At 43.8% G+C, this 15024-nt stretch carries 28 protein-coding genes; all 28 read right to left on the bottom strand.

The genetic code is table 11. From position 1 onward, the window contains the following. Window positions 1–9: 9 nt before the first annotated feature. Complete coding sequence (gene rpsK / locus CIK88_RS02930; RefSeq protein ID WP_094391169.1) at window positions 10–399, bottom strand: 30S ribosomal protein S11; 390 nt, start codon at window positions 397–399, stop codon at window positions 10–12. 43 nt (window positions 400–442) lie between these two features. Further along, window positions 443–823, bottom strand: coding sequence for a 30S ribosomal protein S13 (gene rpsM / locus CIK88_RS02925; protein ID WP_092067126.1), 381 nt, complete (start codon window positions 821–823; stop codon window positions 443–445). A 103-nt stretch (window positions 824–926) separates the two neighbouring features. Further along, window positions 927–1043 carry a 50S ribosomal protein L36 gene (gene rpmJ, locus CIK88_RS02920; protein ID WP_094391167.1) on the bottom strand — a complete coding sequence of 39 codons (117 nt, stop codon included), beginning with the start codon at window positions 1041–1043 and terminating at the stop codon, window positions 927–929. Between the two features lie 17 nt (window positions 1044–1060). After that, a complete protein-coding gene (gene infA, locus CIK88_RS02915) occupies window positions 1061–1279 on the bottom strand; it encodes a translation initiation factor IF-1 (RefSeq protein WP_094391166.1) in 219 nt (72 codons plus the stop codon). 1 nt (window position 1280) lies between these two features. Beyond that, window positions 1281–2081, bottom strand: a complete 801-nt coding sequence (map, locus tag CIK88_RS02910) for a type I methionyl aminopeptidase (protein ID WP_094391165.1) — start codon at window positions 2079–2081, stop codon at window positions 1281–1283. Window positions 2082–2086: 5 nt separating this feature from the next. Continuing rightward, window positions 2087–3430, bottom strand: a complete 1344-nt coding sequence (secY, locus tag CIK88_RS02905) for a preprotein translocase subunit SecY (protein WP_094434392.1) — start codon at window positions 3428–3430, stop codon at window positions 2087–2089. A gap of 5 nt (window positions 3431–3435) precedes the next feature. Then, complete coding sequence (gene rplO / locus CIK88_RS02900; RefSeq protein ID WP_094391163.1) at window positions 3436–3882, bottom strand: 50S ribosomal protein L15; 447 nt, start codon at window positions 3880–3882, stop codon at window positions 3436–3438. A 26-nt stretch (window positions 3883–3908) separates the two neighbouring features. Beyond that, window positions 3909–4085, bottom strand: coding sequence for a 50S ribosomal protein L30 (rpmD, locus tag CIK88_RS02895; RefSeq protein ID WP_094391162.1), 177 nt, complete (start codon window positions 4083–4085; stop codon window positions 3909–3911). Between the two features lie 16 nt (window positions 4086–4101). After that, a complete protein-coding gene (rpsE, locus tag CIK88_RS02890) occupies window positions 4102–4614 on the bottom strand; it encodes a 30S ribosomal protein S5 (RefSeq protein ID WP_094391161.1) in 513 nt (170 codons plus the stop codon). A 6-nt stretch (window positions 4615–4620) separates the two neighbouring features. Then, window positions 4621–4965 carry a 50S ribosomal protein L18 gene (gene rplR, locus CIK88_RS02885; protein WP_094434390.1) on the bottom strand — a complete coding sequence of 115 codons (345 nt, stop codon included), beginning with the start codon at window positions 4963–4965 and terminating at the stop codon, window positions 4621–4623. Window positions 4966–4989: 24 nt separating this feature from the next. Continuing rightward, window positions 4990–5559: a 50S ribosomal protein L6 gene (gene rplF, locus CIK88_RS02880; protein WP_094391159.1), complete on the bottom strand. Its 570-nt coding sequence runs from the start codon at window positions 5557–5559 to the stop codon at window positions 4990–4992. Window positions 5560–5575: 16 nt separating this feature from the next. Then, window positions 5576–5971 carry a 30S ribosomal protein S8 gene (gene rpsH, locus CIK88_RS02875; protein WP_094391158.1) on the bottom strand — a complete coding sequence of 132 codons (396 nt, stop codon included), beginning with the start codon at window positions 5969–5971 and terminating at the stop codon, window positions 5576–5578. A gap of 74 nt (window positions 5972–6045) precedes the next feature. Further along, window positions 6046–6348 carry a 30S ribosomal protein S14 gene (gene rpsN / locus CIK88_RS02870; RefSeq protein ID WP_094391157.1) on the bottom strand — a complete coding sequence of 101 codons (303 nt, stop codon included), beginning with the start codon at window positions 6346–6348 and terminating at the stop codon, window positions 6046–6048. Between the two features lie 5 nt (window positions 6349–6353). Beyond that, window positions 6354–6908 (bottom strand): 50S ribosomal protein L5, encoded by a 555-nt coding sequence (gene rplE, locus CIK88_RS02865; RefSeq protein WP_094391156.1) that lies wholly within the window; start codon window positions 6906–6908, stop codon window positions 6354–6356. Beyond that, window positions 6908–7225, bottom strand: coding sequence for a 50S ribosomal protein L24 (gene rplX / locus CIK88_RS02860; RefSeq protein WP_094391155.1), 318 nt, complete (start codon window positions 7223–7225; stop codon window positions 6908–6910). Before rplX ends, rplE begins: the two co-directional genes overlap by 1 nt. Window positions 7226–7245: 20 nt before the next feature. Continuing rightward, window positions 7246–7611: a 50S ribosomal protein L14 gene (gene rplN, locus CIK88_RS02855; protein WP_094391154.1), complete on the bottom strand. Its 366-nt coding sequence runs from the start codon at window positions 7609–7611 to the stop codon at window positions 7246–7248. Between the two features lie 2 nt (window positions 7612–7613). Beyond that, window positions 7614–7880, bottom strand: coding sequence for a 30S ribosomal protein S17 (gene rpsQ / locus CIK88_RS02850; RefSeq protein WP_094391153.1), 267 nt, complete (start codon window positions 7878–7880; stop codon window positions 7614–7616). A gap of 2 nt (window positions 7881–7882) precedes the next feature. After that, window positions 7883–8077 (bottom strand): 50S ribosomal protein L29, encoded by a 195-nt coding sequence (rpmC, locus tag CIK88_RS02845; RefSeq protein ID WP_094391152.1) that lies wholly within the window; start codon window positions 8075–8077, stop codon window positions 7883–7885. 3 nt (window positions 8078–8080) lie between these two features. Further along, complete coding sequence (gene rplP, locus CIK88_RS02840) at window positions 8081–8509, bottom strand: 50S ribosomal protein L16 (protein ID WP_091960123.1); 429 nt, start codon at window positions 8507–8509, stop codon at window positions 8081–8083. 24 nt (window positions 8510–8533) lie between these two features. Continuing rightward, entirely contained in the window at window positions 8534–9256 is a 723-nt protein-coding gene (rpsC, locus tag CIK88_RS02835) for a 30S ribosomal protein S3 (protein ID WP_094391151.1), read from the bottom strand. A gap of 5 nt (window positions 9257–9261) precedes the next feature. Next, on the bottom strand, window positions 9262–9663 hold the full coding sequence (gene rplV, locus CIK88_RS02830; RefSeq protein ID WP_094391150.1) for a 50S ribosomal protein L22: 402 nt from the start codon (window positions 9661–9663) through the stop codon (window positions 9262–9264). Between the two features lie 35 nt (window positions 9664–9698). Beyond that, window positions 9699–9965, bottom strand: coding sequence for a 30S ribosomal protein S19 (gene rpsS, locus CIK88_RS02825; protein ID WP_094391149.1), 267 nt, complete (start codon window positions 9963–9965; stop codon window positions 9699–9701). Window positions 9966–9989: 24 nt separating this feature from the next. Continuing rightward, window positions 9990–10817, bottom strand: a complete 828-nt coding sequence (gene rplB, locus CIK88_RS02820; protein ID WP_094391148.1) for a 50S ribosomal protein L2 — start codon at window positions 10815–10817, stop codon at window positions 9990–9992. An 8-nt stretch (window positions 10818–10825) separates the two neighbouring features. Then, on the bottom strand, window positions 10826–11185 hold the full coding sequence (rplW, locus tag CIK88_RS02815) for a 50S ribosomal protein L23 (protein ID WP_094391147.1): 360 nt from the start codon (window positions 11183–11185) through the stop codon (window positions 10826–10828). A 14-nt stretch (window positions 11186–11199) separates the two neighbouring features. Beyond that, window positions 11200–11829: a 50S ribosomal protein L4 gene (gene rplD / locus CIK88_RS02810; RefSeq protein ID WP_094391146.1), complete on the bottom strand. Its 630-nt coding sequence runs from the start codon at window positions 11827–11829 to the stop codon at window positions 11200–11202. Window positions 11830–11832: 3 nt separating this feature from the next. Next, window positions 11833–12447: a 50S ribosomal protein L3 gene (gene rplC / locus CIK88_RS02805; RefSeq protein WP_094391145.1), complete on the bottom strand. Its 615-nt coding sequence runs from the start codon at window positions 12445–12447 to the stop codon at window positions 11833–11835. Window positions 12448–12505: 58 nt separating this feature from the next. Next, window positions 12506–12811 carry a 30S ribosomal protein S10 gene (rpsJ, locus tag CIK88_RS02800; RefSeq protein ID WP_027448969.1) on the bottom strand — a complete coding sequence of 102 codons (306 nt, stop codon included), beginning with the start codon at window positions 12809–12811 and terminating at the stop codon, window positions 12506–12508. An 85-nt stretch (window positions 12812–12896) separates the two neighbouring features. After that, a complete protein-coding gene (fusA, locus tag CIK88_RS02795; protein WP_094434388.1) occupies window positions 12897–15023 on the bottom strand; it encodes an elongation factor G in 2127 nt (708 codons plus the stop codon). Between the last annotated feature and the right edge of the window lies 1 nt (window position 15024).

The following is a 15024-nucleotide window of genomic DNA, read 5'->3' as shown; positions in this document are numbered from 1 at the left end:
TCCTTTCAATTATACACGACGACGCTTCGGAGGACGACATCCGTTGTGTGGCAGTGGAGTTGCATCGATAATCTCGATAACCTCAATTCCTGCACCATGCACCGCACGGATAGCTGACTCACGACCGTTACCGGGACCTTTCACATAGGCCTTAACCTTGCGAAGACCAAGGTCAAAAGCGACCTTTGCACAATCCTCAGCAGCCATCTGTGCAGCATAAGGAGTGTTCTTTTTAGAACCACGGAAACCCATTTTACCTGCTGAAGACCAAGAAATAACCTGACCCTCATCGTTGGCTAATGATACAATAATGTTATTGAAAGAACTGTGTACGTGAAGCTGACCAAGGGCATTTACTTTCACGTTTCTTTTCTTTGAAGTGACTGTTTTCTTTGCCATAATTCTTAATTCTTAACTGTTACTGATTTTTGTGAATTGTGAATTACTTCGTGGCCTTCTTCTTGTTTGCAACAGTCTTCTTCTTACCCTTGCGGGTACGTGCATTGTTCTTGGTGCTCTGACCACGAACAGGAAGACCGTGACGATGACGGACACCACGATAGCAACCAATATCCATCAGTCGCTTGATATTCAACTGGATCTCACTACGAAGATCACCTTCTACTTTGAATTCAGCACCGATAATCTCACGGATCTTGGCTGCCTGGTCGTCACTCCATTCGCTGACTTTCAGGTCGCGGCTCACGCCGGCCTTGTCCAAAATCTTTGCTGAACTACTTCGACCAATACCATAGATATAGGTCAATGCGATTTCGCCACGCTTCTCTTGGGGCAAATCTACTCCAACAATTCTAATTGCCATTTGTTACTTAAAATAAATAATTAAAATTCGAATTTCTGCTAAAAAGCATGCAAAGATACACAGAATTTGCGAAACTTCATGTATCCTTTATGCTTATTTAACATTAGCCCTGACGCATTTTATACTTAGGGTTTTTCTTGTTGATAACGAACAGACGTCCCTTACGACGTACAATCTTGCACTCTGGGGTACGTTTTTTCAATGATGCTCTTGTCTTCATTATAATTTTCTCCTTATTTATTTGTATCTAAATACAATTCGTCCTTTAGTAAGATCGTAGGGGCTCATCTCAACCTTCACCTTGTCTCCGGGAAGAATTTTGATATAATGCATACGCATCTTACCAGAAATGTGTGCTATAATGGGCACACCATTTGCCAATTCAACTCGGAACATTGCGTTGGACAATGCCTCGACAATTGTACCATCTTGCTCAATAGCGCCTTGTTTTGCCATACTAATATTGTTTTCCTTCTATCGTTTCAACTTCTTCAAATGAGGATAAAATTTCAGCCTTGCCTTTTCTAATTGCTATGGTATGCTCAAAGTGTGCAGCAGGTTTACCATCTCGAGTACGAATGGTCCACTTATCGGCATCAAGCCAAATTTCGCGTTTTCCCATCGTTATCATCGGTTCAATCGCTATACACATATTGGCCTTCAAGAGAATACCGTTTCCTCTACGACCATAATTAGGTACAGGAGGATCTTCATGCATCTCATGACCAATACCATGACCGGTTAACTCACGGACAACACCGTAATTTTGTACTTCACAATGATCTTGAACAGCACTGCTGATGTCACCCAAATGATTTCCTGCAACTGCATTTTCAATGCCTTTGTACAAAGATTCTTTAGTTGTGCGAAGTAATTTCTTAACTTCATCACTGACTTCCCCAACGCAGAACGTATAGCAAGAGTCACCGCAAAATCCATTCAATAACGTACCACAATCAATGGAGATTATATCACCTTCCTTTAATATGGTCTGTGCATTAGGTACTCCATGAACTACGACATCATTGACTGATGTACAAATACTGGCAGGGAACGGCCCTCCATATGGATTTGGAAATCCCTTAAAAGTCGGAATAGCTCCATGGTCACGGATAAATTCCTCTGCCATCTGATCCAACTGAAGGGTCGTTACGCCAGGCTTAATATATTTCGCAAGATGCCCGAGTGTTTTACCAACAAGTTGGTTAGCATCGCGCATCAAGTTTATTTCGTCCTCTGTTTTTAGAAATATCTTCATACAGATTAGTAGGCTGCTACACCGCCACGTCCATGAATACGGCCAGAACTCAATAGTCCATCGTAGTGTTTCATCAACAAGTGACTCTCAATCTGCTGGAGTGTATCAATAACAACACCAACAAGAATCAACAAAGATGTTCCACCAAAGAACTGAGAGAAGGCATCCTGAACATTCAACAATCCAGCCAAAGCGGGCATAACAGCAATGAAAGCAATAAACAACGAACCAGGGAATGTGATACGCGACATAATAGTGTCGATGTAATCAGCAGTCGGTTTTCCAGGCTTAATACCAGGAATAAATCCATTGTTACGTTTCATATCCTCAGCCATTTGGGTTGGATTAAGCGTAATAGCTGTATAGAAATAGGTGAATAGAATGATAAGAACTGCAAAGATAATATTGTAAGTCCAACTGTGATGATTCAACAACGAACGAACAAACCAACTTGCATTCTCAGGAGCTGCATACTGCACAAATGCCAAGGGGATGAACATCAATGCCTGAGCAAAGATAATTGGCATCACATTGGCGGCAAACAACTTGAGTGGGATGTACTGACGTGCACCACCAACCTGACTATTACCTACAAGACGTTTTGCGTACTGTACGGGAATCTTACGAACTCCCTGTACCAGAATGATAGATGCGCAAACAACTGCATAGAGAATGATAATCTCTACAAGGAACATCACAAGTCCACCACTGGTAATAGCGGTAAAACGCGAGCCTACTTCCTGGATGAAAGCTTGAGGCAGACGTGCGATGATACCAATCATAATGATTAGAGAAATACCATTGCCTATACCTTTATCTGTAATGCGCTCACCCAACCAAAGGATGAACATACTTCCTGCTGCGAGAATAAAACATGCGGGGATTGAGAAAATCGTCCAGTTGATTCCCGAGGCCAAAGCTTGACCAGCCTGCATTTTCAAGTTAATGAGATAACTCGGTGCCTGAAACAGCAGGATACCTACTGTCAGATACCGAGTATAAGTCATTATCTTTTTGCGGCCACTCTCGCCTTCACGCTGCATCTTTTGGAAATAAGGTACAGCAACAGCAAGAAGCTGCATAACGATAGAAGCAGAGATGTAAGGCATGATTCCAAGCGCAAAAATTGATGCGTTGGAAAATGCACCACCGGAGAACATATCCAAAAGTGACATAAGGCCACCTTGAGTTTGTGACTGCAGTTTGTCGAGCATGCTAGGATTAATACCAGGCAGAACTACGAACGAACCAAAACGGTATATTGCTACAAACAAGAAGGTGATGAGGATGCGCTGACGCAAATCCTCAATCTTCCAAATGTTCTTCAGTGTCTCTATAAACTTCTTCATCTTTTTTAGATAATTGTTGCGTTACCACCTACTGCCTTGATTGCTTCTTCGGCAGTTTTTGAGAATGCATTAGCTTCTACATCTACCTTGGCTTTCAGTTCACCGTTTCCGAGAACCTTAACCAACTCTTTACCATTGGTAAGACCTGCTTCAACGAGTTCAGCAACACCAATCTTGGCATAACCATGCTTTTCAGCAAGCTTCTGAAGTGTAGAAAGGTTTACTGCGAAATACTCCTTGTGGTTGATATTTTTGAAACCAGCCTTAGGAACACGGCGCTGAAGAGGCATCTGACCACCTTCGAAACCAATCTTTCTCTTGTAACCTGAACGAGCCTTTGCACCCTTGTGACCACGCGTAGAAGTACCACCAAGACCTGAACCGGGACCACGTCCGATTCGACGGCTTGAATGTGTAGAGCCTTCAGCGGGCTTTAAAGTATGAAGTTTCATATTCGAATCTGTTTAATAAATGATAATTAATCGATAACAGTCACTAAGTGATGGACTTTACGTACCATACCACGGATGACAGGAGTATCCTCCACCTCAACTACCTGAGAGATCTTGCGAAGGCCAAGAGCCTGAAGAGTACGCTTCTGATCTACAGGGTAACCGATTTTGCTTTTAATTTGCTTAATCTTAATTGTTGCCATAGTTAATATCTCCTTATTATCCTCTAAATACTTTATCCATACTGATTCCACGTGTGCCGGCAATAGTATAAGCATCACGAATCTGGCTCAAAGCAACGATTGTTGCCTTAACCAAGTTGTGAGGGTTAGAAGAACCCTTTGACTTGGCCAGAATATCCTTAATACCTACGCTCTCAAGCACAGCACGCATAGCACCACCGGCAACAAGACCGGTACCAGCAGCAGCAGGCTTCAAGAAGACCTGAGCACCACTGTAACGTGCTTCCATCTCGTGAGGAATGGTTCCCTTGAGTACGGGAACCTTTACAAGATTCTTCTTGGCTGCTTCTACACCCTTGGCGATAGCTGCGGTAACTTCACCAGCTTTGCCAAGACCCCAACCAATGATACCGTTGCCGTCACCGACAACAACAATGGCTGCGAAAGTAAAGGTGCGACCTCCCTTAGTTACTTTGGTAACACGGTTGATGGCAACCAATCTGTCTTTCAACTCAACGTCACTATTTACTTTAACTTTATTTATTGCCATAATCGTTTAGAAATTAAGTCCACCTTTACGAGCTGCATCAGCCAAAGACTTTACTCGGCCATGATAGAGATAACCGTTACGGTCAAAGACTACGCTTTCAACGCCAGCCTCCTTGGCCTTCTGGGCTACCAATTCGCCAACCTTCTCAGCCTGTTCGATCTTAGGCATAGCCTCAAGACCGAGAGAAGATGCAGATGCAAGAGTTTTACCTTCCAAATCATTTATCACCTGAGCATAAATCTGCTTGTTACTACGGAAAACGCTCAAGCGGGGACGCTCGGCTGTGCCGAAAACGTTCTTACGAATTCTGTATTTGATCTTAATTCGTCTTTCTACTTTCTTTGTTGTCATAATCTTCAATTCGTTTAATGATTATTACTTAGCTGAAGCTGACTTACCCGATTTACGACGGATAACCTCGCCCTTGAACAAGATACCCTTTCCTTTATAAGGTTCAGGCATACGGAAAGAACGAATCTTAGCACAGATGAGTCCGAGCAACTGTTTGTCGCAAGACTCAAGTACAATCTGAGGATTCTGGTTGCGCTCAGACTTAGTCTCAACCTTTACTTCACTTGGAAGCTGAAGGAAAATGGGGTGAGTATAACCGAGAGAGAACTCGATAAGATTACCCTGATTTGAAACACGATAACCTACACCGATCAGTTCCATTTCCTTCTTATAACCTTCACTTACACCAACAACCATGTTGTGTACAAGGGCACGGTAAAGACCATGGAAAGCCTGTTTCTGTTTGAGATTAACAGGACTATTCTCGTCAATTTCGAAAGAAACGTGACCATCAGCAATAGTCACCTTGATAGAAGAATCAACCTTTTGAGAGAGTTCACCCTTGGGACCCTTAACGGTTACAATTCCATCCTGACCCTGAGCTACAGTAACACCAGCAGGAATACTAATTGGCAATTTACCTATTCTTGACATATGCTATTCCTCCAATTTAATATACATAACAAAGTATTTCGCCACCAATTTTCAAATCAGAAGCTTCTTTGTCTGTCATTACACCTTGGGATGTAGATAAGATTGCAATACCTAATCCGTTAATAACTCTCGGCATGTCTTTGTAGCCAGTGTATTTGCGAAGACCTGGAGTCGATACGCGTTTCAAACACTTAATGGCATTTGCCTTTGTTGCAGGGTCATACTTCAAAGCAACTTTGATACTTCCCTGAGGTCCATCTTCTACGAACTTGTAGTTCAAGATGTAACCCTTCTCGAAGAGGATCTTAGTGATTTCCTTCTTCAAGTTAGACGCAGGAACTTCAACAACACGGTGATGAGCCATAATTGCGTTTCTGAGTCTTGTCAGATAATCTGCTATTGGATCTGTCATAAAATAAAATGTTTAATTAATCGGGACAACCCCGACAATATTAAATAAATAATCTCTTTCGATTCAAATGTTGATTACCAACTTGCTTTCTTTACGCCTGGAATCAGACCGTTTGAGGCCATCTCACGGAACTGAATACGCGACAGTCCAAACTGACGCATATAACCTTTGGGGCGTCCTGTAATCTTGCAACGGTTGTGCAGACGGATAGGATTAGCATTCTTAGGAATGCTTTGAAGTTTACGAGCTGCCTCGTAAGCTTCTGCGGGATCCTCTGTTGTTGCGATGATTTTCTTCAGGGCAGCACGTTTCTCGGCGTATTGAGCAACCATCTTAGCACGCTTTACCTCGCGAGCCTTCATAGATTCTTTTGCCATATCTATTAATCTTTTTTAGCGTTTTTGAATGGCAGACCGAAAGCTTTGAGGAGAGCATAACCTTCTTCGTCGGTAGTAGCCGAAGTAACGAAGGTAATGTTCATACCCTGGATGCGGTCCACTGAGTCAATGTTGATTTCAGGGAAGATAATCTGCTCCTGAACACCAAGAGTATAGTTACCACGACCATCAAACTTGCTTTCGATACCCTTGAAGTCACGGATACGAGGCAAAGCAACACGTACGAGTCTCTCAAGGAACTCATACATACGCTCACGACGCAAAGTTACCATAACACCGATAGGCATCTTCTTACGAAGTTTGAAGTTAGCAATATCCTTCTTGGAATAGGTTGCAACGGCCTTCTGTCCAGCGATAGTAGAAATTTCATTGATAGCAACATCAATGATTTTCTTATCCTGAGTTGCATCACCCAAACCCTGGTTGATAACAATTTTCTTCAGGACAGGAATCTGCATGGCTGAAGTGTAGTTGAACTGCTTCTGGAGAGCTGGAGCAATTTTCTCCTTATACTCTTTCTTTAACTGTGCTGTATCCATTACTTAATTTCCTCCCCTGACTTTTTAGAGACACGGATTACGTTTTTGCCATCATGTTTGATAGAAACACGAGTAGGCTTACCGCTCTTCGGGTCAATCAGACTAATATTTGAGATATGAATAGGAGCTTCTTGCTTGATAATACCTCCCTGAGGGTTCTGGGCATTAGGCTTAGTGCTCTTAGAAACCATATTGACTCCTTCAACAATAGCCTTTTCTTCCTTTACCAAGACTTTGAGCACCTTTCCCTTGCTGTTTTTATTCTTACCAGCGAGGACGATTACCTCATCACCTTTTTTAATATGTAACTTACTCATTTCTTTAATACTTTATAATGTTAAAGAACCTCAGGTGCCAGTGAAACGACCTTCATATTTACAGCACGCAACTCACGTGCAACAGGACCGAAAATACGGCTTCCGCGGAGCTCACCAGCATTGTTCAAAAGCACACAAGCATTATCGTCGAAACGGATATAAGAACCATCAGCACGACGAATCTCTTTCTTTGTGCGAACAACCAAAGCCTTTGATACTGCACCCTTTTTAACATCACTAGTAGGGATGGCGTTCTTGATAGCAACAACGATCACATCACCTACACTTGCATAACGACGGCGTGTACCACCCAATACACGAATGCAAAGGGCCTCGCGAGCGCCGCTGTTGTCTGCTACTGTCAGTCTTGATTCTGCTTGTATCATAATTACTTAGCTTTTTCTACGATTTGTACTAATCTCCATCTCTTTGTCTTCGACAAGGGACGGGTCTCCATAACAAGAACGGTGTCACCTACGTTGCACTCGTTATTCTCATCATGAGCATGGTACTTCTTTGTCTTCTGGACAAACTTACCATAAATAGGGTGCTTCTCTTTGAACTTAGCGGCAATAACAATGGTTTTATCCATTTTGTTGCTGATGACAACACCCTGTCTTGTCTTTCTTAAATTTCTTGTTTCCATCTGAACCATTATTATTTGTTAAGTTCTCTTTGACGGAGCTCCGTCTTCATACGAGCGATATCACGACGTGCTGCTTTAATCTGAGATGGATTTTCCACAGGAGTTACTGCATGATTAATCTTCATCATGTTGTACTTGGCAACTTCAGTCTCCAATTTCTCGGCCAATTCTTTGGTCTCGAGCTCTTTGATTTCCTTTGTCTTCATAAATTAAGCGTTTTTATCGTAATCACGTCGAACAACAAACTTAGTCTTAACAGGCAACTTCTGAGCGCCGAGGCGAAGAGCCTCTTTGGCTGTCTCAAAAGGAACACCTTCAACCTCGAAGAGGATGCGTCCGGGTGTTACCGGAGCAACCCATCCTGCGGGGTCACCTTTACCTTTACCCATACGTACATCAGCAGGCTTGCGGGTGATAGGTTTGTCGGGGAAGATGCGGATCCATACCTGACCTTCACGGTTCATATAACGGTTGATAGCAACACGGGCTGCCTCAATCTGACGGCTGTCAATCCACTTGGCGTCAAGTGTCTTGATACCGAAAGAACCGAAGGCCAGTTGCGTACCTCTGTGAGCGTTGCCTTTATTGCCACGTCCATCTTGAGGTCTTCTATATCTTACTCTCTTAGGCTGTAACATGTTAGCTTCTTACTTTAACGTTAATTACTTTTTTCTATTACGGAACTTTCTGCCACCATTGTTACCACCATTAGAGCGACCCATGCCTTTCTCCTGAGTGAAGTTTGGAGCCAGATCAACCTTACCGTAAACTTCTCCACGGCAAATCCAAACCTTCAATCCCAGCAGTCCAACTTTTGTAAGAGCCTCTGCCTGGCAGTAGTCAATATCAGCACGGAAAGTGTGGAGTGGAGTACGACCTTCTTTGATCATTTCGCTGCGTGCAATTTCAGCACCGTTCAAACGACCGGAGATCTGTACTTTAATACCTTCTGCTCCTGCACGCATGGTGTTGGCAACAGCCATCTTGATAGCACGGCGGTAAGCGATTTTGCCTTCTATCTGGCGAGCGATGTTGTTGGCAACGATTGTTGCATCGAGCTCAGGTCTCTTCACTTCGAAGATATTGATTTGAATCTCTTTATCATAGAGCTTCTTCAGTTCCTCTTTCAATTTATCGACATCCTGTCCACCTTTACCAATGACAATACCGGGGCGAGCGGTACAAATAGTAATGGTAACGAGCTTCAATGTACGTTCGATGACAATTTTTGATACGCTAGCTTTAGCCAGACGTTCGTTGAGGTACTTGCGGATTTTCTGATCCTCTACCAAGTTATCTCCGAAGTCCTTGCCTCCGAACCAATTTGAATCCCAACCTTTGATAATTCCAAGACGGTTGCTAATTGGATTTATTTTCTGTCCCATACTTATTATTTATCATTAGTTTTAGCATCAACAAACAGAGTAACGTGGTTAGAACGCTTACGAATGCGGTATCCACGACCCTGAGGTGCCGGTCTCATACGTTTCATTGTAACACCTTCATCAACGAAGACGCGTGTTACGTAAAGTTCGCCATCTTCAGCCTTGCGATCGTTTTTGGCTTCCCAGTTGGCAATAGCTGAACGCAAAAGTTTCTCAACGTCAGCCGAAGCGGCCTTCTTCGAGAATCTCAGTACGCCAAGTGCACGATTAACTTCCATGCCTCGAATCATATCAACGACATAGCGCATCTTGCGTGGAGAAGAAGGAACACCTTTCAGCTTTGCAAAATACTGTGTCTTTTTGGCTTCTTGTCTTTTATTAGCCGCAATTTTTTTTCTTGCTCCCATTATTTTATTCTTTTTATTTCTGGTGGATTAGCCTGTTATTTCTTATTACCAGCATGTCCGCCGAAGCGACGAGTGGGGGCAAACTCTCCGAGCTTGTGACCAACCATGTTTTCAGTAATGTAAACAGGAATGAACTTATTTCCGTTGTGAACTGCAACTGTATGTCCCACGAAATCGGGGGAAATCATTGAAGCTCTAGCCCATGTCTTAACGACACTCTTTTTGCCACTCTCATTCATGGCAAGAACTTTCTTCTCGAGAGATACGTTGATGTAAGGGCCTTTTTTTAATGAACGACTCATAATTTACTCTAATTAACTTCGTGATTACTTCTTGTTAGCTCTTTCAATAATATACTTGTTTGAAAGCTTCTTAGGTGCACGAGTCTTGAGACCCTTAGCGTACAAGCCCTTGCGTGAACGTGGGTGACCTCCAGACTGACGTCCTTCACCACCACCCATTGGGTGATCATGCGGGTTCATAACAACACCACGGTTGTGAGGACGACGGCCCAACCAGCGTGAGCGACCAGCCTTACCAGACTGCTCAAGTGCGTGGTCAGAGTTTCCTACACTACCTACTGTAGCCTTACAAGCAGAGAGAATCTGACGAGTCTCTCCTGAAGGAAGCTTAATAACACAATAACTGCCCTCACGAGAAGTCAACTGAGCGAAATTACCAGCCGAACGAACGAGCTTAGCACCTTGACCGGGACGCATCTCAATGTTGTGGATGACGGTACCAACGGGAATGTTAGCCAATGGGAGTGCATTACCTACCTCAGGCGCTGCATCCTCTCCTGACATCAAGGTTGCACCAACCTGCAGTCCGTTAGGAGCAATGATATAACGTTTTTCACCATCAGCATAGAAAAGCAATGCAATACGAGCCGAACGGTTCGGATCGTATTCAATTGTCTTTACTACGGCTGGAACACCATCTTTCTCTCGCTTGAAGTCGACCAAACGATACTTCTTCTTGTGACCACCGCCCATATAACGAACGGTCATCTTACCGGTGTTGTTTCGACCACCGGTAGAACGCTTACCGTAAACGAGAGACTTCTCTGGCACGGATGCAGTAATATCCTCGAACGTGCCAATAATCTTGTGTCTTTGACCCGGAGTAACGGGTTTAAATTTACGTACTGCCATTTTTTATTTTAAATATTGCTATAAAAATCAATAGTGTCGCCCTCCTTAAGAGTAACGATTGCCTTCTTGAACGCATTCTTCTGGCCTCTCACGAGTCCTGCCTTGGTGTAACGCTGAGAGCGCTTGCCGGCATAGCGAAGTGTGTTCACATTCTCTACTGTAACATTATACAGAGCTTCGATCTCTGACTTAATCTCAAGCTTTTTGGCTTCAGGCTTTACGATAAAACCGTATTTAGCCTGAGCCTTCTTAGTAACCATCTCACCCTTGTGGGCACCGGTCTTAGCCTTGAAAGTTCTGTCAGCAGAAGACTTCTCTGTGATATTATTCATTTTCTCTGAAATCAGAGGCTTGATGATATATGTCATATTCTATGTCTCCTTTATTTGTTTAAAACAGCCTCGATAGCCTTGAGCGAATTCTCAGTGATCACCATCACATCAGCATTCAAAACTTTGTATGAATTGAGCTGTGCTGCAAGGGCAATTTCAGAGCGCTGCAAATTACGAGCTGACAAATATACATTTTTATTTGCTTCTGGCAAAACCATCAGCAGTTTTTTGCCCTCAACTTTAAGATTTTTAGCAACTTTTATGAAATCTTTAGTTTTTGGAGCCTCAAAATTGAAGTCTTCAACAACAATGATTGCATTCTCCTGTGCCTTGTAAGACAGAGCAGACTTACGTGCAAGAACCTTTACTTTTTTGTTGAGTTTGAAACGATAGTCACGCGGACGGGGACCGAATACGCGACCACCACCACGCAACAGAGGAGAGTTAATATCACCATGACGTGCACCGCCGCCACCTTTCTGACGACCGAGCTTACGGGTTGAACCTGCATGCTCACTTCTTTCCTTAGCCTTATGTGTACCCTGACGCTGGTTAGCGAGATACTGCTTTACGTCCAAATAAAGAACGTGGTCATTTGGTTCAATTCCGAAGATAGATTCGTTTAACGTAACCTTTCTTCCGGTCTCCTGACCATTGATATCTAATACGTTAATTTCCATTGCTTACTTCTGAATTAAAACGGTTGAACCATTACAACCAGCAACACTACCTTTGACAAGGATAAGATTGTGTTCCGGTATTACTTTCAATACTTTGAGATTCTGCGTGGTTACGCGCTCACTACCCATGTGACCGCCCATGCGCATTCCCTTAAACACCTTAGCAGGGTACGAACAAGCACCGATAGAACCTGGCTTACGTGCGCGGTCATCCTGACCGTGGGTAGCCTGACCAACACCACCGAAGCCATGACGCTTCATAACGCCCTGGAAGCCCTTACCCTTAGAAGTTCCTACAACGTCAACGAAGTCATTGTCGCTAAACAACTCTACAGTGATAACATCACCGAGATTGTGCTCTTCGTCAAATTTGAACTCGGCCAAGTGAGCCTTAGGTGTTGTACCTGCTTTCTTGAATACACCTTGCATAGCCTTAGTGGTGTTCTTTTCCTTCTTGTCACCAAAGGCCAGCTGAAGGGCAGCATAACCGTCTTTCTCGACGGTCTTTACTTGAGTAACAACACAAGGACCGGCTTCGATAACAGTGCACGGTACATTCTTACCGTCGGCACTGAATACGGATGTCATTCCGATTTTCTTTCCAATTAATCCTGGCATTTCAATTACTTTTTAATAATAATAAATAAATTCGTTTTTGTATCTTACTTAATCGTTACTAGACCTTGATCTCAACTTCAACACCGCTGGGGAGTTCGAGCTTCATCAAAGCATCAACAGTTTTTGCTGTAGAGCTGTAGATGTCAATCAGACGTTTGTAATCTGAGAGCTGGAACTGCTCGCGAGATTTCTTGTTAACGAAGGTTGAACGGTTAACAGTGAAGATGCGCTTGTGGGTTGGCAAGGGGATAGGACCGCTGATGATAGCGCCTGTAGCCTTAACAGCTTTCACGATTTTCTCTGCAGACTTGTCAACCAACTTGTGGTCATAAGACTTCAGCTTGATACGAATTTTCTGACTCATTTGTCTTGAATTATAAATTGATGAATAAAAATATTGAAAGGAGGCCGCTAAAGAGTCATTTGCTCAGCGGCACTCCTAAATTGCATTATACGAGATCGGCACGTCCCTTAACTTCCTCGAGCACAGCCTTAGCCAATGTGCTTGACAGAGGAGCGTGGTGATCATATTCCATAGAACTGGTTGCACGACCAGAAGTAATGGTACGGAGAGCGGTTACATAACCGAACATCTCTGACAGAGGTACCTGAGCCTTAACGATGCGAGCACCGCTGCGACCTTCTTCCATTCCTTCTACCTGGCCACGACGCTTGTTCAAGTCACCGATCACGTCACCCATGTTCTCCTCTGGAGTAACAACTTCGAGTTTCATGATAGGCTCCATAAGTACGGGCTTAGCCTGTGCACAAGCTTCCTTATAAGCCATTTGAGCGGCGATTTCGAATGAGAGCTGGTCAGAGTCAACTGGGTGGAACGAACCGTCAACAACAACTACCTTAAGTGAATCAACGGGGTAACCACCGAGGATACCGTTCTTCATGGCTGTCTCAAATCCTTTCTGGATTGATGGAATGAATTCCTTAGGAATGTTACCACCCTTAACTTCGTTGACGAACTGAAGTCCACCATTCTCCTTGATATCCCAATCGTCATCAACTGGTCCAACATTAACAATGATGTCAGCGAACTTACCGCGACCACCTGACTGCTTCTTATAAACCTCACGGAGGTTAACCGTCTTGGTGATGGCTTCTTTGTAGTTAACCTGAGGCTTACCCTGGTTACATTCTACTTTGAATTCGCGCTTCAGACGGTCGATGATAATATCGAGGTGAAGCTCACCCATACCTGAGATAATAGTCTGACCACTCTGCTCATCAGTACGTACAGTAAAGGTTGGGTCTTCCTCGGCAAGCTTAGCAAGACCATTGTCAAGCTTAGCAATGTCGGCCTGTGACTTAGGTTCTACGGCAATAGAAATCACAGTATCAGGGAAACTCATAGACTCAAGTACGATAGGATGATCTTCATCACAGAGAGTATCACCAGTACGGATATCCTTGAAACCAACACCAGCACCGATATCACCAGCGTCGATAGACTCCATAGGAATTTCCTTGTTTGAGTTCATCTGGAACAGACGGCTGATACGCTCTTTCTTACCTGAACGTGGGTTGTAAACGTAAGAACCAGCTTTTACGCTACCTGAGTAAACGCGGAAGAATACCAGACGGCCCATGTATGGGTCGGTAGCAATCTTGAACGCAAGAGCTGAAGTAGGCTCTGTCTCGCTGGGCTTACGATCTTCTTCCTCATCAGTATCAGGGTTAGTACCCTTAACTACCTCAATGTCGATAGGAGATGGGAGGAATGCACAAACATAGTCGAGCAGAGGCTGTACGCCCTTGTTCTTATATGAAGAACCACAAACCATAGGAGTGCAAGCCATGCTTACACAACCCTTACGGATAGCGGCGATAACCTCATCCTCAGTGATTGAGTTAGGATCATCAAAGTATTTCTCCATCAAGGCCTCATCATATTCAGCGGCAGCTTCAAGCAGCTTATTACGCCACTCGTCGCACTCATCCTGAAGATCAGCAGGAATTTCCTCTAAATCATATTCAGCACCCATGGTCTCGTCGTGCCACAGGATAGCCTTCATCTTGATAAGGTCAACCACACCTTTAAAGTTCTCCTCAGCACCAATGGGCACCTGGATAACTACAGGGTTAGCACCAAGAATGTCGCGCATCTGCTGTACAGTCTCAAAGAAGTCAGCACCAGAACGGTCCATCTTGTTTACATAACCGATACGTGGAACATTGTACTTATCTGCCTGACGCCAAACAGTTTCTGACTGAGGCTGTACACCGTCAGCAGCACTATAAGTAGCAACAGCTCCGTCAAGAACACGCAGTGAACGCTCAACCTCAGCAGTGAAGTCAACGTGTCCTGGAGTGTCAATCAAGTTGATTTTGAATGATTTACCCTGCCAAGTCCAGTTACAGGTAGTAGCAGCAGAGGTAATAGTGATACCACGCTCCTGCTCCTGAGCCATCCAGTCCATGGTAGCAGCGCCATCGTGCACCTCACCAATCTTATGAGTCTTTCCTGTATAGAAAAGGATACGCTCAGAAGTAGTGGTTTTACCGGCATCGATGTGAGCCATAATACCGATATTACGAGTCAAATGTAAGTCGCGATTTGCCATT

Source organism: Prevotella sp. P5-50 (genome assembly GCF_002251295.1).
GTDB lineage: Bacteria > Bacteroidota > Bacteroidia > Bacteroidales > Bacteroidaceae > Prevotella.
Note: the sequence above shows the minus strand (reverse complement) of the source record. Positions and strands in the feature narration are given on the sequence as shown.